The following is an 18,725-nucleotide window of genomic DNA, read 5'->3' on the forward strand; positions in this document are numbered from 1 at the left end:
CGCTGTAGGCCTGAAACCGGCCCTTGCCCAGGGTGTTGATCAGCGCCTCGCCCAGGATGGAGCGTGCCGAGTTGCCGGTGCACAGCACCAGCACGTTGTAGACCTTGTCCATGTGCAGCCTTTCGGGGAGGGTGGGGATAGCAATCAGCAGCAACCGCTGGACGCCTTGCCGGTTGCTGTCTTGTCGCAGCAAGCATTCGCAGCAGGCGTCGTGGGTGTGGTCGTGGCCATCGCCGCCGTATTGCCGCTCGAGGGTACACAACAGGCGTGGTCATCGGCCGCGTCATTGAACATGGGGATGGTGCCAAGCGTGTGATCCATCTCCCAGGCAATGCCCACGGGGTCGTTCGTCCAGTATTTGTCGGAGCGGGCATAGCAGCAGGCGGTGCCGGGTTCGGCGACATAGCCTGCAGCCATGCCGTCCAGGCGCTGCCGCATCTCGTGAAGCTCAGCGTCCGACTCCACCTGCACGCCCAGATGGTTCAGACCGGGCGCGGCGCCGCGTTGGGAAATGGCGAAGTTCACCCGAGGGTCGTCGAGCATCCATTTGGCGTAGTCGGGTTTATGCACCGTGGGCTCGGCGGCGAACAGACCGGAATAAAAATGAACAGCCTCATCCAGCGCGGGGACGCTGATGTGCACGTGAAAGCGTTTCATGATGTGTGGTCTTTGATCTTGGTGATCGGGGAATGGGCCGCGCAGGGCGTCTCGCCTACGGGGCTGCAGGGGTTGCCGCCGCAACAGTTCTCGGTGAGAAATGCCAGCAGGGCGTTCATGGTGTCGAACCGCGCCACGTAGATGATGAAGCGCCCGGCCTGTCGGGCCGACACCAAGCCGGCATGGTTGAGTTCCTTGAGATGGAAGGACAGCGAGGACGGCACGATGCCGGTGGCCTCGCTGATTTGCCCCGCGGCCATGCCGGCGGGTCCTGCCTGAACCAGAGTGCGGAACACGCGCAGACGCGAGTCTTGAGCTAGCGCGGCGAGGGCGGAGAGGGCACGGTTTGTTTCCATCATTCAATGATAGTGGAAATATAGAAAACGATGCACATGCCAAAACCAGGCGGAGCTTTCAGCGATCCCGAGTCGACAGGCTCAGAGACCCAAACGCTCGATATGCCGCCCAGAAAAACCGGTAGCTCGCCACGGGGTGAGCGCAGCAAACCTTCGTGTGCGGATCATGCGGCCACAATGGGGATGTGTTTCGGCGCAATGGGGAACTGTCGAGGCGTCATGGGCGGGTAGGCCTCTCGCACGGCATCGAACAGATCCCGCAAGATCGTACCGAGCAAGGCGATGTAAGGGCTCTCAGCCTGGGCCATCACATGCACGAACCTGTCCGCCCAAGGTTGGATGTGTTCGCCGAGGAACTCGCTCAACACGATGCGATCGGTTTCGCGGTCCTGTGCTGCGTCGAGCAACAGCGCAAGAAATGCGAGCAATACACCCACATGGTCCAGCGGGCGGTTGGCCGCAGCCAGAATGGCGTCGGCCGGGAGCACGGTCGGGTCGAACCGGCCGGCGTCATACCACGGCAACAAGGCATCGCCGCCGTCGTACTTCGGCGTGGGAAAGTGCCAGTACTCGGCGGTCTGCTGCGCCTGGCTCAGGACATGGGCGAAGGGGGGCAGGAAACAGCCCGATTGCAGGATGCACAAATAGTCATAAAAGTCCTGGCGGGCGCGCTTCGGATCGAGCGGTTCCCCAGCGGCGGTCAGCAGCACCGTGAGGGTCTGCGCATCCGGGGCATTGAGCAGCAGATACGAGGCGGCGCTGGCCAAGCGCGCCAGTTCGGCGGAGTCAGGCATGGGTGATCTCTTTTTCCAGGCGAGCCTTGGTGTTGTAGAACACCACGCTGCCGCCGGTGAGATCCATGAGCGACATCTGCCAGACGTCAGGGTCGCGCCGCATGATGGGGTTGAGGTGAATGCCGGCGCGGCGCACCGCATCGCCCATCACGCGTTGACCACCCACCTGGTAGTTGCTGGCGCCATAGCCCCAGTGGCCGTAGCCGACTTCGAACAGGATCACTCCCGGCCGGATGCCTTCGAGCACCACCGCACGGCCGCGGCGTTTACCTTCGGGGGTGACCACCCAGATCCAGTCTCCATTGGCGATGCCCAGGCGCTTGGCGTCGTCGGCCGCCATGTGCACGCCGTTGCTCGGGTTGATCTCGCGCAGGGTGTAGTTCGACACCAGGCGGGAGTGCGATTGCAGCGCACCTTTCATGGTGATGATCGTCATCGGCCAGTCCTTCGGATCATCGAGCTGGTCCAGATGCTTGCCCAGCGCTGTGGTGGGCTCCACCCAGCGCGTGGTGCCGTGGAAAAACTGGCCGTTCATGCTGTTACGCGTGGTCCCGGTTTTTTCGGCATAGAAATGCAGGCGTTTGGTGTACTGGTAAGCCAGTTGTTCGCCTTTGCGCGAGCCCGTATGCGGCTGGAAGCGACCGCCGCGCACGAGGCAGCCCATCACCACGGGCCACTCTTCGGGTTTGAGCGCGTCGGCGAATTGTTTGTGGTAGTCGTCCAGTGCCGTGATGGCAATTTCCTGCGCCGAGGCTTTCGGTACCGCGTCGCCATCCACACCCTTGGCAGCGACCAGATTGGCAACGGCCTTGAGATAGAAATCCTCGCGGCGGTTCAATGGCCAGTACCGACCATCCGCGTCGGGAATACCCCTGGCGCCGTAGCCGGGCATGCCGATGCGTTTGGCCACGTCGATCAGGAATTCCTCCATGCACACACGCCGACCGTCGGGTGTTTTCGACGTCAGGCTGACCGCCGGCCAGCGCACGCCGGTTCCCTTGGTCAGCGTGGTGGGGAAGGTGTCGACCAGGTCATAACTTTCCAGATACGACACATCGGGCACGATGTAGTCGGCATACATGCTGGAGTCGCCGACCACGATTTCCGAGGCGATGATCAAAGGGATATTCTTCGGGTTCTTGATCGCTTCGAGGAACTCCGGGTTGCCTTGACCGGGTACGCTATACAGCGGTGTGGCTTTCTGCCACATCAGGATGTCCACGCCATAGGGGTAGCGCTGGATGGCCGAGGGCAGAGTCTCGGTATACATCGCGAAACTGAGCGGGAACCATGGCCGCTTGGGCGGATAGGGGTTCTTGCCAGCAGCAACCTTGGCCTTGTATTCGCTGGTGTCCTCGTAGTGGAACTTCTCGCGGTTGATGATGACACCCTTGGCAAGACCCGCAGCCTCAGGAACGCTGACGATGTCGCAGCGGCCCTTGTTGACCGGATAACCGCCACCGCCAGCGGTAAGTCCGCCGGTCCAGTTCATATTGCCCACCAGCAGGTTGAGCATCAGCACCGCCACGCCGTTGTAATAGCCGTTGGGGTGTTTGACCACGCCACGGTACATGGTGCTGGCAACCTTGCGGCCATGGCTGGTGAACTCCCGGGCCACCTCGACAATGCGCTCGGGCTCGATTCCGCAAATCGTCGCGTACTGCTCAATGGTGTGTTCTTCGACAGCCTCCTTGAGCAGACGGAAGGCTGATTTGACGGCCACACCGTTGACCTCGCCGACGAAGTCGATCTGCCCGGTCTTGACGCTTGCTGCCTGCGCGGGCTTGCCGCTGGCGACGTCGATCACCACCCGATCATCTTCGCCCTGGGCTTGCGGCTTGCCCAACCCGGCGACTTCGGCCGTAAGAAACTGCCGAGACTGTGGATGTTGTGGGTCCACGACGACCAGATGCGTTGCATCGGTATGTGAGAGCTCGCCCGCTGTCTGCGCCGCGGCCAGCGTGGGATAGGACAGGTAGGGCGCGTTGTAGCGCTGGTTGTCGATGATCCAGCGCATCATCGCCAGTGCCAGGGCGCCATCGGTGCTGGGTTTGATGGGCAGCCAACTCGCACGGTCGCCCACCACGCCGCCACGGCTGAGCTTGGGGTCGACCACCACGTATTTCAAGCCGTCAGGCTTGGAGCGCGCTTCGGCCGCATACTTGCCCTGCGTCTGCATCGGGAAGTTTGCATCTCCCGGCTGCGTACCCCAGTAGATGATGAACTTGGCCTCGCGCACGTCAGGCTGAGTCATGTTGATGCCGGAGAACACATGCTGGTGGGCGATATGGTGACTGAGTTCGCACTCGTTGACGTGATCGAACACGTTGACGCTGCCGAAAGCGTTGCCGAAGCGCTGCGCAAAAGTCATGCGCGTGCCCACCAGGCGGCCACCTTGCAGCACGAAACCGTTGGTGCGCGAGCCCATTTCTGGCGCGTTCGGATCCATCGGCTCGTGGCGCTTGGCATACAGGCCGCGAAAACCGAGGATGTTCTGGTCTTTGCTGGCCGGGTCGCTGGTGTCAGCGAAAATCTTGCCGCCCTCGGTAACCTCGGTGATCAGCGTATCCCACGTGATGGGTTTCCACTGACCACTCCCGCGCGGTCCGACACGTTTGAGTGGCACCAGAACCCGGTAGGGATCGTAAGCAGTCTGGATGCCGGTGTTGCCGCGCGCGCACACGGTGCCGGGCTGGCGCGCGGTGTCGATCAGCGACGTGCTGACCGCCGTGTATTCGCTCAGGGTGTTGGGGTGATAGGGGTTGCCGATGATGCGCTGGATGCGCCCAGTCTTACGGTCGATTTTCACGCGCAATCCGCATTCGCTGTGGCACTGCAGGTCCACCGTGTGGCGCAGGGTCCATTGCGGGTTGGGCACGAGCTTGCCGGTGGCTGCATCGCGCAGCCATTCCGGGGTGTTGGAGTTGCCGTAAATGGGATGCAGGGTTTTTCGCCCACGGTTGGTCAGCGGCACCAGATCGATCAGGCGCTTGGAAAACCCGAGTGTGCCCGCGCCCAGTCCGGCGACGGCCCCGAGAGTCAGAAGACCACGTCGTGAGATGTCCATGATGTCAAACCTTCTTCGCAGTGGAGAAGGGTGCGGATTGCGCGTCGCGCGGCATGGCGGCCAGCAGCGCCGCCAGGATGCCCAGGAACAGCAGCACGCTGACCCCGGTGTACCAAAGCTCCCCGAAATTCAAATGGAAGGTGTAGTAACCGGCCCCGCTCCGGTTGATGGCCTCGCCGCCGATGACGATGCCGATGCGCGCGGCATACGAGCCCCAGGTTGCACCCAGGAAGGCAAGCCATTGCGCTCCATAGCCGCGCCCAGTGGGCAGAAGCAGCAGCACGAGCGGGATCAGGAGGCCGATGACGGTCCAGTTCCAGGTGATTTCCGCGCCATACGGACCCATGAACAAGTTGGCTGCGCGCAACTCCTCAATGGAGCCAAAACGCCCGAGCCACCACATCCAGCCATACCAGGTCACGAGGCATACGCCGAGCGCAACTGCGGCAGTGATGCGATGGCCGGTCTGCGCGGCAGGCCTGGTGCTGTGACGGCCCAGGCCAGCGCGGGAATCACCACCAGTTCGGCGAGGGCAGCCACGGCAATGGCGCTCGCGAAAAAGAGAATGGCCGCCGCAGGCGAATTCCACACCGGCACGCCATGTTCATTCATCAGGAACACGGCCGAATACAGCGGGGCGAACAACCCAAGAAAGACAGTCAACACCAATATCGGCTTGAGCCAGCCAGAATCGAACACGCTGTAATGCCGGCTCCCGAGGCTGAAGATGTCGGCCAGTTTGCGCCAGACACCATGGAGTCTTTCAATTTCGGCGGTCAGGCTCGCGCGTGGAATGCACTGAAAACTCAACCACCAAGCCAGCACCAGGAAAATGGGCAGCAGAATGATGCCGTATTTGATGATGGCCGTGTCCCAGTGGGTCCAGCCGAGGAAGTAACCGAAAATGAGTCGACCCGGCTGCCGCACTTCGGCCAGTACGTTGACGAATCCAGCCAGAATCAGGGCGACCACAAGCGGCATGGTGAAGCGGTGTTCCGCCCCATCGGTGCGGCCGCGCCAGGCGTTGATCGCCCAGATCAACGCGAGCCCCCCGGCCACACCCAACGCCCATGAATAGTTGGCGAACAGGATGGAAAACGGACGGTCGTGAACGACGTTGTACAACTCGTTCAACTGCCGCAGCGGCGGGACGAATTGCGGTGTGGTCAGCGGGTTAGACATGATTGGCCTCCTTGCTGATGTTGATGTCCCAATCGTGATCGTTGTGGCCCATGTCCTGCTGTTCGACCGACCACTGCGTCGGAATGCCTGGCGGGTTGTTCTGCAACTCGGTGGTCAAGCCGATATAGAACACACGGGGCTCGTTGCCGGTTCCCGGCTTGATCTGTTGAATGACTTCGCTCAACACCTGTTTGGTCATTGGATCGTTGCGGTCGTTCAGATCGCCGAACTGGCGCGCGCCACCCACGCAGGTTTCGACACATGCAGGGAGTAGGCCCTGATCGACCCGCTGTGAGCAGAAGGTGCACTTGTCGGCGGTCTTGGTGATGGGATTGATGAAGCGTGCGTCGTAGGGGCACGCATTGACACAGGCGCCGCAGCCCCAGCACAGGTCGTAGTCGATTTCGACGATGCCGTCCTTGCGCTGCCAAGTCGCACCGGCCGGACAAACCTCGATGCAGCTCGGCCGCTCGCAGTGGTTGCACAGCCGTGGCAGGAAGGCGCGTTTGGTGTCGGGATAGGTGCCCAGTTCCACGTCTGGCACCCAGGTGCGGAACACGCCGGTAGGGATGTTGTTCTCGAACTTGCACGCAGCCGTGCAAGCCTGGCAGCCGACGCACTTGCGCAGGTCGATCAGCATGCCCCAGCGCTTGCCCTCGAACCCTTCCTTGGCGAGGTTGCCGTCTTTGGCGGTGTAGGCATAGGCCGAGCGGTCATGCCCCAATTCATAGTCGGTGCCCGACGGAGTGAGCGATGCGGGAAGATTGCCGAAGGCATCGTCCCCCGGTGGCTTGACCTCTTGCGCCGCGACAGTTGCTGGTAGATCCATGGCAACTGCGGCCGCAGTTGCCACCGTGGCGGCTGTCGTGCCCAGAGCCCTGCGAAGAAAACCGCGCCGGTCTGCTGTCCCAGCCGTTAGGTTCTCGGAGGTGTTCATCTTGTGCCCCGTGATATTGCCATGCGATGGGGACACGATAGGCACCTATGTATCGCGCCCTTTTGATGTGAATCAACACACATTCCACGTCGGCGGAGGGGTCAACATGCCCAATGGCGGAAAGATCAGCCCGAAGCCCCGAACGCCATGCCCACGCCGGCGGTGATGGCCATTGCCAATGCTCCCCAGGACGTCACGCGCAGGACGCCGCGCGCGATGCCGGCGCCGCCCGTGTAGGCGGCAAGCCCGCCGAGGACGGCGAGGAAGACGAGCGAGGTCACGCTCACGATCCACGGCAGATTGATTCCCGGCGCGACAACTGCCGTGATCAGCGGCAGTGCCGCTCCAACGGTGAATGACAGCGCTGAGGTGAACGCCGCCTGCAAGGGTTTGGCGCTGGCCACTTCGGAAATGCCGAGTTCGTCGCGCGTGTGCGCGCCCAAGGCATCCTTGGCCATGAGCTGCGCGGCCACTTGGTTCGCAAGATTGGGCTCGAGGCCGCGCGCGACGTAGATCTGCGCCAGTTCGGCGTGCTCGCGCGCGCCGTCGCTGGCGAGTTCCTGGCGCTCACGCGTGATATCGGCCTGTTCGGTATCGGCCTGCGAACTGACCGAAACGAATTCCCCTGCTGCCATCGACATCGCCCCAGCCACCAGCCCAGCCACGCCAGCGACGATCACCCCGCCATGCGTTGTGCTCGAAGCGGCCACGCCGACGATCAGGCTCGCGGTCGACACGATGCCGTCGTTGGCACCGAGCACTGCGGCGCGCAGCCAGCCGATATGCTGGGTGCGGTGGCGTTCTATATGGAGTCTGGACATGGCGTTGGCGGTGAAGGGGGTGGGGCGGATCAGCGCGGCTGCAGCGTCAGCCCGTGGGCCTGTCTCTGCGCGAGCGCATCGCGGATCTGCAAGTAGGCGATGAAGTATTCGAACATCATGCGCCAGACGATTTCGGCGCACACGAACATCAGTAAGAACAGTGAATAGGGCCACGGGCAACAGATGCTACCGTGTCGTCGCCAAGCGTCGAAGCAGGCTGCCGGCCTGCGTGTGGCGGTGTCCACGAGCGGCGCTGAAGGCGCTGAAGGCGCCGGCCGATCTGAATTGCATCGGATGAAGACGACCTCTCGGAGGCTGTGTGCCCGGGTTGTGCCCGCCGCGCATGCCGCCGAAGTTGGCGCAGACGTCGTCATTCGCGCCGCCAAGTGCTCCGGATACGCGCCGATGGCGCCGACCATCTGCCCAGCCGCGTTGATCGGCATGCCGCCGCCGATCGTCACTACGCCGGGCTGGTTTTTGATGGCTTGCTCGGCTGAATCCGGCTTGTTCACGCGCGCAGCCACCGTGCTGGTGGACTCGCACCAGCTCGCCGCGGTGCGCGCCTTGCCTTCGGCGGCGGCAAGCGCGAGCCAGCCTGTATAGCGGTCACGCAGCACCACCAGCGGCAGGCCCGAGGGGTGGTGACGGCCACCGCGACTTGCCAGCCGCGCTTGGCGCACTCGGCCTTGGCCGCTTGCGCCGCCTTGAGCGCGATGTCTGGGGTGATGATTTTCTGCATCCAGGTCGATGCAGGACTGTCGGCCCATGCAACGTGCCCTGAAACGAGCGCACCGAACCGTGCCTAAGTCTGGACGGGTTTGTTCATCTTGTCTTTCTCTTGGTGTGGGACGGGAACGCAACGCAGTCAGGCACTGAACCACTGCTCGACCTGCGCCCGGCTGGGAATGCCACCAGCGTGCACGACCTTGCCGTCGATGACGACGCCAGGCGTGCTCATCACGCCATATTTCATGATCGAGGTGATGTCCTCGACCTTGTCGACCTGGGCTTGAATGCCCTTGGCCTGGATCACGTTTTCGACCAGCTTTTGCGTGGCATTGCAGTTGGCACAGCCGGTGCCGAGGATTTTGATGTTGGTCATGGGGATTGCTCCAAAGGATCAAAACATGAAAATGCAGGGGTTCAGCGGCAGCTCTTGCTCGAGGCTGTGGTGCTGCAGGCGTTGGTGGCTTCTTTGAAGCCCAATGCCTTGAACACTTTGGCCGGGGGGCAATAGCCGGTAAACCCCATCTGGAAAAGGTTCAGGCCGACGAAGGCGGTGAGCCAGAGCCAGGTGGGGTGCAACAGGTCGATCTGACCGGTGAGCTGCGCCAGCACTAGGCTGAGCAACACCATGAATCCGGCTATGACGCTCACCATGCGATTGACAGTCATAACAGCAGTCTCCTTGTGTTTTGAGCGAAAGGGGAAACGATGTGAGAAGCCGCGTCACATCACTGCGTTGAATACATAGCCGACGATGATGATGCCCACCGTCACCACCCCGGCGAACAGGGCGATGAGCTTGGGTTTCATCACCTTTCTCAGAATCATGAACTCGGGGAAAGAAAGGGCAGTGACGGCCATCATGAACGCCAGCGTCGTGCCCAGGGCCGCGCCCTTGCCCAGCAGCGCCTGCACCACCGGGATGATGCCCGCCGCGTTGGAGTACATCGGCACGCCGATCAGCACCGCCAGCGGCACCGACCACCACGCGCTTTTGCCCATCAGGTGGGCCATGAAGTCTTCAGGCACATAGCCATGGATCCACGCGCCCACGCCCACGCCGGCGACGATATAGGGCGCGACCTTGAGCACGATCTCCCGTACATGCTTCCAGCCCTGGGCGAAACGCTGCTGCCAGTCGAGCTTGGCCTCGTCATGGCTGACCGCCGGGATGTCAAACACCCAGGGTTCGACCAGATTCACCGGGTTCATGCGCCCGATCACAGCCCCGGCGATGATGGCCACCGCCAGCCCGAGGCCCAGATAGATCGCTGCAATCTTCCAGCCGAACATGCCGAACAGCAGCGCCAGCGCCACCTCATTGACCATCGGCGCCGACACCAGGAAGGAGAACGTCACTCCCAGCGGCACACCCGCCGTGAGAAAACCGATGAACAGGGGCACCGCCGAGCACGAGCAAAACGGCGTGACGATGCCCAGCGTTGCCGCCAGCACGTTGCCCACGCCTTGGCGCTTGCCTGCCAGAATGGCCCGCGTTTTTTCCGGGGTGAAAAAGGTCTGGCTCACGCCAACGACGAACACGATCAGCGCCAGCAGCATCAGCACCTTGGGCACTTCGAAGGCGAAAAAGCTCACTGCGCTGTAGAGATGGCTGGTAGCCGCCATGCCGGTTGCGCCGGAGAGCCAGCGCATGAAGGCGTCGGTGGCGGGCTGGAGCTGGCCGTAGAGCAAAAACCAGCCGGCCACATACAGCACCGGCACGATCCAGGCGCGCCAGGCGGGGGCGACTTGCAGATCGCCGCTTGCGGCGGCGGGGGATTGGACTTGGGTGTTCATGGAAACCTCGCGAATGGAACCTTGCTGCCAGTGAAGACGAAGCGGGACGCAAAAGGATGCAGACTTGCGCTGAGATCCTGCAAAAAACGGGACGCCAGCAACGGCATCCCGTCTTGGATTGCTGACGCTCAGATGCGCTTGAATGTCCGTTGCGTGGCGTAGAACGGCTCCACCGGGCCGACCGCCCATCACCCCCACAGGTGCTGCCGAAGTCTTGAAGTGCGGGTCGATGTGAGAGTTTTCGTGGTCCCACACCGACTCCCAAATGCCGTGCATGATGTAGGTGTAGGCGCGCAAATCACTATCGGGCTGCAGCTTGCGCAAAATCTCGGCGCTCTTGGCCGTGTCGAGCACGGGGACGATGGGCTCGGGCACGACACATGGTTTTCCACGGTCAAGAAAGTCGGCTGGCCATCGTCCACCGGACGACAGCGAAATTGCACGAGGCATCGTGACTGGTGTAGATGCCGTGGCGGTTGCCGGCCAGCGTTGTTTCGAACACGCCGCGATACGCAACCATGGGTTTGGGGCTTGGCACCGGTTTGCCGTCTTTCATCAGGACGCCGTGCAGACGCGGCAGGATGTCGTGGTCGAAGGCGGCGTCCGTCTGCGCGGCACGCGGCGCCTGCATGTCGGCAAAGCGCACGAACAGGCTGTAAACAGGGGCAGGGTGCCGGCCTGCGCGGCATCGGCATAGGCGCTCTTGAGCAGGCCTTTGTAGCTCTCGGGATAGTTTTTTACCATGGTGGAGTCGCCCACCATCTGCTTGAGGGTGACGGCCAGCGCGCCGCGCGCCACCATGGAGTTGGCAAAGGCCTGCAATCCGGCGTCGAGCGCGGCCTTGTTGGGTTGGGCGACGCGCACGTCGGCATAGAACGTCACGGGACCAGTCACCTGTGCGTGCGTTTCGACCGCTCGCGCCGTGGGCGCAAAGCCAGTGGCCATGAGCAAGGGGACGGCCGCCGCAGGGGCTGAGTCCAGCAATCGACGACGGGTGGAAGAAAAGCGGTGGTTGGACATGATGGGTGTGCCTCTTTCAGGTTGGGTCTACCTGTGGAGACGAACCAAGGCCAAAAAGATAGATGCAGCAACGGGACGCCAAGGTGCCGCATGCACAACGCGCCATGTCGTACTGGGCCTGCGCAAGGGGCGAAGGACTTGCAAGGCCGGGCGACGAGAGGGCCTGATTCGGCCGTGGGTGTTACGGGCACGACTTCTGCGAGCCACAGCTCGCTTGCGGCGCGTGGCAGCAGACCCGCCCGGTCTGGGCATCGAAGCGCACGCCGCACACCTGCACTATGGATTCACGCAGCCGGACGCGCGCCCGCCGGACGCGGGACTTGGCCGCCGGGAGGCTCAAGCCGCGCAGCGTGGCGTAATCCCGCTGTGTCATGCCCTGCAATTCGCAATGCTCGAGCACATCACGGTCGTCTGCGTCGAGCGAAGCCAGGGCGTGGGGCAAGCAGTCGGCCAGGGTGTCCACCGCGGCTTGCGCATCGGCTTGCGCCGGCAGGTCTTCGGGCAACGGTTCGTGGGGATGGCGTGCGCGCAAAAGATCGACGAGCGCGTTGCGCGCCACGGCAAACAGCCAAGCGCGGGGTTCGCGCAGATCGCAGAATCCACGCCCCTGGTACAGGGCTTTGAGGAAGACCGTTTGCAGCAGGTCGGCCGCCAGTTCGCCATCGCCCAGCCGATGCTGCAAAAACCCCTCGATCTCAGCCTGATGCTTGCGCCAGGCGCGCGTTACACAGGTCTCTGCCAGTGCAGGTACGGCTTCGATTTGCCCCAATTCAGTGTACATGGCGCCATCATAGGCACCCTGAGATAGCCTGAGTCCTTAGATGGTGCCGTCACGAGATTGCAAGCCAAAGCACCAGGCAGCGTATGTGGACGGCTGCCAGGAATGAAGCGGCGTTTTTGGCGTCGCGCGTCGCAATCCCCCGCCAGCGTTTGAGATGCAAAAACGTGTTCTCAACGAGATGGCGGTGTCGGTCGAGATACTTGTCATCACTGCGTTGCTCCTTTCTGTTTTGGCGAGGCGGGATCACGACGCGCAGGCCTTGAGCCGTGGCCTGCAGGGCGATGGCATCGCTGTCGTCGCCCTTGTCGGCCAACAGGTGCTCGGCGCTGAGCCCTTCAATCAAGAGCCCAACCTGCGTGCAATCTGCTGCGGCGCCTTGCGTAACAAGGACTCGGAGCGGCAGACCAAACGCATCCACGGCCAGATGTAGCTTGGTGTTGAGCCCCCTTTTGTCAGGCTCATGGCTTGATTGCCGCCACGGGCACCTGCGGCGTGCGGATGAACCTTGATGTGGCTGGCATCGATCATCAGCCATGCGTCATCAGGCTCATCGATCCATTGCTCCAGCAATGCCTCCCAAGCGCCATTGTCACGCCACCGGCAGAACCTGCGGTGCGTGTTCTTCCAGTCCCCATACGAGGGCGGCAAATCCCGCCACGGTGCGCCCGTTCTCAAAATCCAGCACACCGCATTGATCAATCGCCGGTTGTCGTGTGCGATGCCGCCCCACACGCCTTGACGCCCCAGCAATCGCGGCTCAAGCAGAGCCCACGCCGCATCGGAGATGTCATGCCGTTGATGCGTCTCAGCCATTCGCCTGCACCGCTGTCTTTGCTAAACAACATCCTACTCATCTCGTGACGACACTATCTAGCCAATGACAGGTGAAGCGTGGCCACAGGACGTCCATCCCTCGTAGTCCCATGCCATGCATACCTTTATATCTTGAGGTGAAGCCAAGACTTTTCCAGCAGCACCTTCGCGAGGTGCCAGCGCCGGGCCGGTGCGTGAAACTTCACGGCAGGCTTGGGTTCCGCATAAAAATCGCCGCCACCGTAACCCGCCTGTCCGTTGCCATTCTCAATGAAGCATGCGCCGTGACCATCGAATCGTTCGGATGCGTCCCGGCCCAGGATGAGTGCGGCGATGTTCTTCGCGACGACCTCCGCTTCGCCATGCGCGAAGACGCCGGCCTTCGGCAGCGGTTTGCCGAGCTGCAGCGGAATCGAGACGACATCGCCAATGGCGAAGACCTGAGGAAAGCGGGTTTCCAGCGTGTGTCGATTTACGGAAACCCAGCCCGTCTCGCCGACGAGGGCACTCTCGCGGACCACGCGCGGTGCGCGGTGCGGTGGCACGTAGGCCAGCAGATCGAATTCCGCATTCGCGCCGTTCGCAAAGACGATTCGCTTTGCGGCCGCGTCGACCGACGTCACCTGATGTTCGGGGTGGTACGCGATGCCCTTCGCTTCGAGGAGCTGTTTCACTGCCGCGGAGGTCTCGGGACCCGCAACCGCCATCGGCCCGGGTTCCGCGGCGAAGACCTCGATGGCAACCGCATCGCGCAGGCCACGCTTGCGATAGAACGCATCGATGAGCAGCGCCGCCTCGTAAGGCGCTGCCGGGCATTTGTATGCGGGCGCCGCCGTGAGCACGATGACGCGCCCCCGCTGCAGCGAGCCAAGCGCGGCACGCAGGCCTTCAGCACCCGCAAGCGTGTAGAAATTGTGTCCCGCCTCCCGCAGACCCGGCACGGCTTCCGCTGCCAGCTCGGCGCCGAGCGCGACGACCAGGTAGTCTGCATCGAGGATCTCGCCGGATACCGTGACGCGGCGGGTTTCGGGATCGATCTTCTCCACCTCGCCGAGTCGCACCTGGATGCCCTTGCGCTCCAGCCGGGCGAGCGGACGCTGGATGGATGCGGCTTCGCGCAGCCCCACCACCAGCCACAGCAGTGATGGCACGTAGAGCTGCTCGCGCTCCCGATCGACGAGCACGACGCGATGGAGACGTGGAAGGTGCTTGCGCAGCGCGCTGGCGGCGATGAGACCACCCACACCCCCTCCGAGGACGACGACGGTCTTGGCGGTATCCATCAGAACACCAGCGTTTTGTCAGCCCACTGCGTCCACGCGGCGAGCTGCTCCATCGTGCTGCGCGGCGCGCCTTCGATCAGCTCCGTGGCGGCGATGCCGCGGGCGTCGATGCAGGTGCCGCACACGCCGACTTCGCCGCCGTGGCGGACGATCATGCCCAGCATGTCGCCGATGTTGTAGTAGCCCGGCGCCACCTTCTGTCCGGCCTTGGCACAGGCCACCGCATCGCCGATCAGGAACAGCTTCACCTCCTCGCCGCCGGTCTTGAGCATCTGCCGGGCGAGGCGCAGAGCGTTGTAGCTGCGTTCGCTGCCGTAGGGCGCATCGTTGAGCACGAACAGATGTTTCATGGGAGTCTCCCTTGCGTTGATGAAATGGAATTCAAGGTTGCGATTCCAGCGGCAGCCCCAGTGCCCGCCACTCTGGCACGCCGATTTCGAGCCGCGCGGCCTTGTGGCCGTGGCGCCGCAGGATTTCCACCGCCTCGACCGACATGACGCAGTACGGGCCGCGGCAATAGGCCACCACCTGCCGGTCGCGCGGCATTTCGGCGAGCCGTTGTTCCAGCTCGGCCAGCGGCAGCGACAGCGCGCCGGGGATGTGCCCGTTGCGGTATTCCTGCTCGGGACGCACGTCGAGCACCACGACTTCATCGCGTCGGACGCGTCCGAGCAGGGTGGCCTGATCCACCGCTTCCAGAACGTTCTTGCCGTCGAGAAAGAGCCGGGTGATGTGCTCGATCTCGGCCAGTCTCGACTCGGCCAGATGGCGGAAGGCCAGAAAGAAATCGCAGACTTCGGTCCCCGCCAGCCGGTAGGTGACGTACAGGCCCCGCTTTTCCGCCTCCACCAGACGCGCCGTGCGCAGCACCTTGAGATGCTGCGAGGCGTTGGCGAGGGTCTGGCTGGTGGCCGCGGCGAGCGACTCCACCGTGCGTGGCCCCTGGCACAGCACGTCGAGCATTTCCAGTCGCTTGGGGCTTGCCAGGGACTTGCCCAGGCGCCCGAACTGTTCGTAGATCTGATCCTTGAATGCGCGGTTGTCCATCAGCCGTGCTCCGCGATCGTCCGTTCGCGCCAGGCCGCGATCAACGCCGCGGCGGCCGCGTCGATCTCCGCTTCCCGGGTGTAGTGCCCAACCGACAATCGCACCGCACCCAGCGCCCGCTCGTTGGAAAGGCTCATCGCTCCCAGCACCCCGCTGGGCGCAGCGTCCCCGGCATGGCAGGCGGAACCGGTGGAAGCGGCGACCCGATCCGCCACCTGCTGCAACAGGGCCGCGCCGGATACCCCGGGAAAAGACACGTTGAGGGTATTGGGCAGGCGCTGCTCGGGATGGCCGTTCAAGGCGAGCCCCGGGACCTCCTGCGCCAGGCGGGCATGCAGCCGGTCGCGCAGCGCGCGCAGGTGAGCGTGAGTTTCCGGCAGGCGTTCGCGTGCCAGGCGTGCCGCAACACCCAGGGCGACGATCTGCGGGATGTTTTCCGTGCCCGGTCGCAGACCTTGCTCCTGGCCGGCTCCGGCGAGCACGGCAGCGATCGGCGTGCCGGTGCGTATGTACAGCGCGCCGACGCCCTTGGGGGCGTAGAACTTGTGTCCGGCGAGGGTCAGCAGGTCGACGCCCAGCACTTCGACATCGAGCGCGACCTTGCCGGCGGACTGCGCGGCGTCGGTGTGCATCAGCGCCCCGCGACTGTGGGCCAGGGCGGCGATCTCGGCGATGCGCTGGATCGTGCCGACCTCGTTGTTGGCGTGCATGACCGACACCAGTCCCGTGTCGGGCCGCAGTGCGGCGGCGACGTCACCGGGAGCGACTCGGCCGTATTCATCCACCGGCACGATCGTCACCGACCCGCCCAGCGCCTGCAGCCGATGCGCGGGCTCGCTCACCGACGGGTGTTCGACGGCGGAGATCACGGCGTGCCGGCGCGCGTCCCCCCATGCCCGCGCCACGCCGAGGATCGTCAGGTTGTTCGCCTCGGTGGCGCTGCCGGTAAACACGATTTCGGCCGTTCGCGCGCCGATCAGGCGCGCGACCTCCTCGCGCGCCGCGGCCATGGCGCGGCGCGGCGCGTCACCGTAAACGTGAGCTGACGACGGATTGCCGAAATGCTCCTGCAGGAACGGCAGCATGGCCGCCACCACTTCCGGCGCGACCGGGGTGGTGGCGTTGTAATCAAGATAGATCGAGACCATGCCGGCATCCTATCAAAAGTACTCAATTATTCAATCGTTATATTGATTACTTGATAGGACGAGGTCAAGTGGTGTCATGCTGCAAATGGGTCACGACCGCTATCCGGATTGGGACTCAACGCGGCGATCCCCGGCAACTGTCAATCGCTCGCCGACGGTGGTGCGCGTCATGCAGAGCTGAGACGGAAAGGTCGAGCACGCTAAGGTTTGAATACCCGCGGTCAAGCAAGTCGTCCACGAGCGTGGAGGCACCCCCGCCGACATCGATGATTGATGCGGCAAACGGAACACCGGACGCCTGGATGAGCCAAACCGACTGCTCGGCATGCTCTTGGAACCAACTGACCGTGTTGGTCGGTTTTGTTGCATAAACGTGCTCCCAGTGTTTCTTGAGTTCCATGGTGGTTCCTCTTTCGGTGGTGGAGGGTCAACTCGTGTTGTGGGGGCGCCACGTCTTGTCACCCAAATCTGCGACAAGGGCGCCATAAAACCAGACCCATTGCGCCATTCGGCCCGGCTTTTCGGATTCCGCTCCGGGCTGGGGGGAGTTCATTGTCAAGCGACAGCGAGATTTGACCCCCTGCCGACATCGAGAAGTGACCCCCAGTCGTTCAATGGGTTGATGGTTCTGGATCGGGCTGGCCTGGTTAACCAGGCCAGCCCGGCGCTTGGAGCGCAGCCGGTAGCTGTCGCCACGGATGGTGATGACGTGACTGTGATGCAGTAGGCGATCGAGGATGGCGGTGGCGACGACCGCGCCGCCGAACACCGCGCCCCATTCGGCCACCGAGCGGTTGCTGGTGATCAACATGGAGCCGCGCTCGTCGCGCCGGCTGACGAGTTGGAAGAACAGATGAGCCGCATTGGCTTCGAAGGGCATGTAGCCCAGTTCGTCCAGCAGCTTGGGCTTGCTGGCGCGCAGCAATCTCCGCCCGCTGCATGAAATGCCATGCCCATCGCGCCTCAGGGATACAGCCCGCGCTCCGCCCTGGCTTCCAGCACCCGCTCGCAAGCCACGACGAAGGCGGCGGTGCGCAGGGTGATCTTGAGCCGGTCGGCGGTGTCCCAGATGTGGAGGAAGGCGCCGCCGAGGATCTTGTCCAGCCGGGCGTTGATCTCGTCCTCGCTCCAGAAGAAGCTGGAGAAGTCCTGCACCCATTCGAAATAGCTCACCGTCACGCCGCCGGCGTTGCAGATGACGTCGGGCACGACCAGCACGCCGCGCTCGGCGAGGATGTCGTCGGCCCCCGGCAAGGTCGGCCCGTTGGCGCCTTCGAGCACCAGCTTGGCCGTGGTCATGCGGGCGCGCGCCTCGGTGACCTGCCCTTCCAAGGCTGCGGGGATGAGGATGTCGCAGGGCACGCTCCAGAAGTCGTCGGCTGCAATGGCCTGCCCGCCCTTGAAACCGGCCACGCCGCCATGCTGCTGCACATGGGCTTGCAGCGCGGCCACGTCCAGGCCTTGCTCGGCCTGCAGCGCGCCGGTGTGGTCTTGCACCGCCACCAGCTTGGCGCCGGCGTCGGCGAACAGTTCAGCGGCGATGGAGCCGACATTGCCGAAGCCCTGCACCGCCAGGCGCGCGCCTTCCAGCGGCAGCTGGATGCGCCGCGCCGCCTCGCGTCCGGTGACGAACACGCCGCGCCCGGTGGCTTTCACCCGCCCGAGCGAGCCGCCGAGCTGCACCGGCTTGCCGGTGACCACGCCGGTGGCGGTGCCGCCGATGTTCATGGAGTAGGTGTCCATCATCCACGCCATGATCTGGGCGTTGGTGTTGACGTCGGGCGCCGGGATGTCTTGCTGCGGACCGATGATGATGCCGATCTCGCTGGTGTAGCGCCGCGTCAGGCGCTCCAGTTCCTTGCGCGACAGCCGCGACGGCTCCACCCGGATGCCGCCCTTGGCGCCGCCGAAGGGCAGGCCCACGGCGGCGTTCTTCACCGTCATCCACGCCGCCAGCGCCATCACCTCTTCCAGCGTGACCTGCGGGTGGTAGCGCACGCCGCCCTTGCCGGGGCCGCGCGAGAGGTTGTGCTGCACGCGATAGCCCTCGAAGTGCTGCACCGTGCCGTCGTCCATCTCGATGGGAACGTCCACGATCAGCGCCCGCTTGGGACGCCGCAGGGTCTCGCCCCAGCGGGCGAGGTCGCCCAGATAGGGCAGCACGCGGTCGACCTGGGCGAGATAGGTCTGCCACGGGCTGTCGGGCTGGGGGTCGATGTAGGACAGGGGATTCTTCGGGCTGGCTTTTTGCAGCATGGCGGTTTCCGTGTAGTGCGGCGCTCGTGGCGCCTTGTGG

Annotated in this window: 23 protein-coding genes and 1 pseudogene; all 24 read right to left on the bottom strand. The window is 63.7% G+C overall.

The genetic code is table 11. The features are described from left to right. A pseudogene (locus ACYCUK_RS19225) lies at positions 1 to 112 on the bottom strand (arsenate reductase ArsC); the annotation flags it as partial. A gap of 32 nt (positions 113 to 144) precedes the next feature. Further along, on the bottom strand, positions 145 to 657 hold the full coding sequence (locus ACYCUK_RS19230) for an ArsI/CadI family heavy metal resistance metalloenzyme (protein ID WP_461596272.1): 513 nt from the start codon (positions 655 to 657) through the stop codon (positions 145 to 147). Then, positions 654 to 1,013 carry an ArsR/SmtB family transcription factor gene (locus tag ACYCUK_RS19235; RefSeq protein ID WP_461596273.1) on the bottom strand — a complete coding sequence of 120 codons (360 nt, stop codon included), beginning with the start codon at positions 1,011 to 1,013 and terminating at the stop codon, positions 654 to 656. Before ACYCUK_RS19235 ends, ACYCUK_RS19230 begins: the two co-directional genes overlap by 4 nt. 164 nt (positions 1,014 to 1,177) lie before the next feature. Continuing rightward, a complete protein-coding gene (locus ACYCUK_RS19240) occupies positions 1,178 to 1,807 on the bottom strand; it encodes a molecular chaperone TorD family protein (protein WP_461596274.1) in 630 nt (209 codons plus the stop codon). Beyond that, positions 1,800 to 4,874: a molybdopterin-dependent oxidoreductase gene (locus tag ACYCUK_RS19245; RefSeq protein WP_461596275.1), complete on the bottom strand. Its 3,075-nt coding sequence runs from the start codon at positions 4,872 to 4,874 to the stop codon at positions 1,800 to 1,802. Before ACYCUK_RS19245 ends, ACYCUK_RS19240 begins: the two co-directional genes overlap by 8 nt. 4 nt (positions 4,875 to 4,878) lie before the next feature. Next, a complete protein-coding gene (locus ACYCUK_RS19250; protein ID WP_461596276.1) occupies positions 4,879 to 5,295 on the bottom strand; it encodes a hypothetical protein in 417 nt (138 codons plus the stop codon). Continuing rightward, on the bottom strand, positions 5,292 to 6,056 hold the full coding sequence (nrfD, locus tag ACYCUK_RS19255; protein ID WP_461596277.1) for an NrfD/PsrC family molybdoenzyme membrane anchor subunit: 765 nt from the start codon (positions 6,054 to 6,056) through the stop codon (positions 5,292 to 5,294). The genes ACYCUK_RS19250 and nrfD overlap by 4 nt, the downstream gene beginning before the upstream one ends. After that, positions 6,049 to 6,885 (bottom strand): 4Fe-4S dicluster domain-containing protein, encoded by an 837-nt coding sequence (locus ACYCUK_RS19260; protein ID WP_461596278.1) that lies wholly within the window; start codon positions 6,883 to 6,885, stop codon positions 6,049 to 6,051. Before ACYCUK_RS19260 ends, nrfD begins: the two co-directional genes overlap by 8 nt. Before the next feature lie 233 nt (positions 6,886 to 7,118). Next, on the bottom strand, positions 7,119 to 7,814 hold the full coding sequence (locus tag ACYCUK_RS19265; protein ID WP_461596279.1) for a VIT1/CCC1 transporter family protein: 696 nt from the start codon (positions 7,812 to 7,814) through the stop codon (positions 7,119 to 7,121). A gap of 29 nt (positions 7,815 to 7,843) precedes the next feature. After that, complete coding sequence (locus tag ACYCUK_RS19270; RefSeq protein ID WP_461596280.1) at positions 7,844 to 8,431, bottom strand: heme-binding protein; 588 nt, start codon at positions 8,429 to 8,431, stop codon at positions 7,844 to 7,846. Positions 8,432 to 8,679: 248 nt separating this feature from the next. Then, positions 8,680 to 8,916 carry a thioredoxin family protein gene (locus tag ACYCUK_RS19275; protein ID WP_461596281.1) on the bottom strand — a complete coding sequence of 79 codons (237 nt, stop codon included), beginning with the start codon at positions 8,914 to 8,916 and terminating at the stop codon, positions 8,680 to 8,682. 41 nt (positions 8,917 to 8,957) lie between these two features. Further along, positions 8,958 to 9,209 (bottom strand): YgaP family membrane protein, encoded by a 252-nt coding sequence (locus ACYCUK_RS19280; RefSeq protein ID WP_461596282.1) that lies wholly within the window; start codon positions 9,207 to 9,209, stop codon positions 8,958 to 8,960. A 54-nt stretch (positions 9,210 to 9,263) separates the two neighbouring features. Beyond that, complete coding sequence (locus ACYCUK_RS19285) at positions 9,264 to 10,712, bottom strand: permease (protein WP_461596283.1); 1,449 nt, start codon at positions 10,710 to 10,712, stop codon at positions 9,264 to 9,266. Positions 10,713 to 10,731: 19 nt separating this feature from the next. Next, positions 10,732 to 10,893, bottom strand: coding sequence for a hypothetical protein (locus tag ACYCUK_RS19290; RefSeq protein ID WP_461596284.1), 162 nt, complete (start codon positions 10,891 to 10,893; stop codon positions 10,732 to 10,734). Continuing rightward, positions 10,893 to 11,357, bottom strand: a complete 465-nt coding sequence (locus tag ACYCUK_RS19295) for a hypothetical protein (RefSeq protein ID WP_461596285.1) — start codon at positions 11,355 to 11,357, stop codon at positions 10,893 to 10,895. Before ACYCUK_RS19295 ends, ACYCUK_RS19290 begins: the two co-directional genes overlap by 1 nt. A gap of 181 nt (positions 11,358 to 11,538) precedes the next feature. After that, positions 11,539 to 12,138 (bottom strand): sigma-70 family RNA polymerase sigma factor, encoded by a 600-nt coding sequence (locus ACYCUK_RS19300; RefSeq protein WP_461596286.1) that lies wholly within the window; start codon positions 12,136 to 12,138, stop codon positions 11,539 to 11,541. A gap of 49 nt (positions 12,139 to 12,187) precedes the next feature. Beyond that, positions 12,188 to 12,951 (bottom strand): IS5-like element ISCARN30 family transposase gene (locus tag ACYCUK_RS19305; RefSeq protein ID WP_461596287.1). Its coding sequence is split into 2 segments (ribosomal slippage): positions 12,188 to 12,579 and positions 12,579 to 12,951, totalling 765 coding nucleotides; the frame shifts between segments, so codons are not numbered across the junction. A 125-nt stretch (positions 12,952 to 13,076) separates the two neighbouring features. Next, the gene (locus ACYCUK_RS19310; RefSeq protein ID WP_461596288.1) at positions 13,077 to 14,234 is read right to left on the bottom strand and encodes an NAD(P)/FAD-dependent oxidoreductase; all 1,158 of its coding nucleotides are present in this window, start codon (positions 14,232 to 14,234) and stop codon (positions 13,077 to 13,079) included. Further along, on the bottom strand, positions 14,234 to 14,584 hold the full coding sequence (locus tag ACYCUK_RS19315; RefSeq protein WP_081128877.1) for a DsrE/DsrF/TusD sulfur relay family protein: 351 nt from the start codon (positions 14,582 to 14,584) through the stop codon (positions 14,234 to 14,236). The genes ACYCUK_RS19310 and ACYCUK_RS19315 overlap by 1 nt, the downstream gene beginning before the upstream one ends. Before the next feature lie 31 nt (positions 14,585 to 14,615). Further along, positions 14,616 to 15,281, bottom strand: a complete 666-nt coding sequence (locus ACYCUK_RS19320; protein ID WP_461596289.1) for an ArsR/SmtB family transcription factor — start codon at positions 15,279 to 15,281, stop codon at positions 14,616 to 14,618. Then, on the bottom strand, positions 15,281 to 16,429 hold the full coding sequence (locus ACYCUK_RS19325) for a cysteine desulfurase family protein (RefSeq protein WP_461596290.1): 1,149 nt from the start codon (positions 16,427 to 16,429) through the stop codon (positions 15,281 to 15,283). The genes ACYCUK_RS19320 and ACYCUK_RS19325 overlap by 1 nt, the downstream gene beginning before the upstream one ends. Before the next feature lie 115 nt (positions 16,430 to 16,544). Next, the gene (locus ACYCUK_RS19330; RefSeq protein WP_461596291.1) at positions 16,545 to 16,829 is read right to left on the bottom strand and encodes a hypothetical protein; all 285 of its coding nucleotides are present in this window, start codon (positions 16,827 to 16,829) and stop codon (positions 16,545 to 16,547) included. A 27-nt stretch (positions 16,830 to 16,856) separates the two neighbouring features. Beyond that, entirely contained in the window at positions 16,857 to 17,354 is a 498-nt protein-coding gene (locus ACYCUK_RS19335) for an ATP-binding protein (protein ID WP_461596292.1), read from the bottom strand. Between the two features lie 38 nt (positions 17,355 to 17,392). Beyond that, positions 17,393 to 18,685, bottom strand: a complete 1,293-nt coding sequence (locus ACYCUK_RS19340; protein WP_461596293.1) for a Glu/Leu/Phe/Val family dehydrogenase — start codon at positions 18,683 to 18,685, stop codon at positions 17,393 to 17,395. Positions 18,686 to 18,725 lie beyond the last annotated feature (40 nt).

This window comes from Thiomonas sp. (assembly GCF_054608695.1).

Bases quoted from the DNA above. Each gene is read 5' to 3' on its own strand.
- ACYCUK_RS19230 (WP_461596272.1), bottom strand. From the start codon at position 657: ATGAAACGCTTTCACGTGCACATCAGCGTCCCCGCGCTGGATGAGGCT.
- ACYCUK_RS19235 (WP_461596273.1), bottom strand. From the start codon at position 1,013: ATGGAAACAAACCGTGCCCTCTCCGCCCTCGCCGCGCTAGCTCAAGAC.
- ACYCUK_RS19240 (WP_461596274.1), bottom strand. From the start codon at position 1,807: ATGCCTGACTCCGCCGAACTGGCGCGCTTGGCCAGCGCCGCCTCGTAT.
- ACYCUK_RS19245 (WP_461596275.1), bottom strand. From the start codon at position 4,874: ATGGACATCTCACGACGTGGTCTTCTGACTCTCGGGGCCGTCGCCGGA.
- nrfD (WP_461596277.1), bottom strand. From the start codon at position 6,056: ATGTCTAACCCGCTGACCACACCGCAATTCGTCCCGCCGCTGCGGCAG.
- ACYCUK_RS19260 (WP_461596278.1), bottom strand. From the start codon at position 6,885: ATGGATCTACCAGCAACTGTCGCGGCGCAAGAGGTCAAGCCACCGGGG.
- ACYCUK_RS19265 (WP_461596279.1), bottom strand. From the start codon at position 7,814: ATGTCCAGACTCCATATAGAACGCCACCGCACCCAGCATATCGGCTGG.
- ACYCUK_RS19275 (WP_461596281.1), bottom strand. From the start codon at position 8,916: ATGACCAACATCAAAATCCTCGGCACCGGCTGTGCCAACTGCAATGCC.
- ACYCUK_RS19280 (WP_461596282.1), bottom strand. From the start codon at position 9,209: ATGACTGTCAATCGCATGGTGAGCGTCATAGCCGGATTCATGGTGTTG.
- ACYCUK_RS19290 (WP_461596284.1), bottom strand. From the start codon at position 10,893: ATGAAAGACGGCAAACCGGTGCCAAGCCCCAAACCCATGGTTGCGTAT.
- ACYCUK_RS19295 (WP_461596285.1), bottom strand. From the start codon at position 11,357: ATGTCCAACCACCGCTTTTCTTCCACCCGTCGTCGATTGCTGGACTCA.
- ACYCUK_RS19300 (WP_461596286.1), bottom strand. From the start codon at position 12,138: ATGTACACTGAATTGGGGCAAATCGAAGCCGTACCTGCACTGGCAGAG.
- ACYCUK_RS19310 (WP_461596288.1), bottom strand. From the start codon at position 14,234: ATGGATACCGCCAAGACCGTCGTCGTCCTCGGAGGGGGTGTGGGTGGT.
- ACYCUK_RS19315 (WP_081128877.1), bottom strand. From the start codon at position 14,584: ATGAAACATCTGTTCGTGCTCAACGATGCGCCCTACGGCAGCGAACGC.
- ACYCUK_RS19320 (WP_461596289.1), bottom strand. From the start codon at position 15,281: ATGGACAACCGCGCATTCAAGGATCAGATCTACGAACAGTTCGGGCGC.
- ACYCUK_RS19325 (WP_461596290.1), bottom strand. From the start codon at position 16,429: ATGGTCTCGATCTATCTTGATTACAACGCCACCACCCCGGTCGCGCCG.
- ACYCUK_RS19330 (WP_461596291.1), bottom strand. From the start codon at position 16,829: ATGGAACTCAAGAAACACTGGGAGCACGTTTATGCAACAAAACCGACC.
- ACYCUK_RS19340 (WP_461596293.1), bottom strand. From the start codon at position 18,685: ATGCTGCAAAAAGCCAGCCCGAAGAATCCCCTGTCCTACATCGACCCC.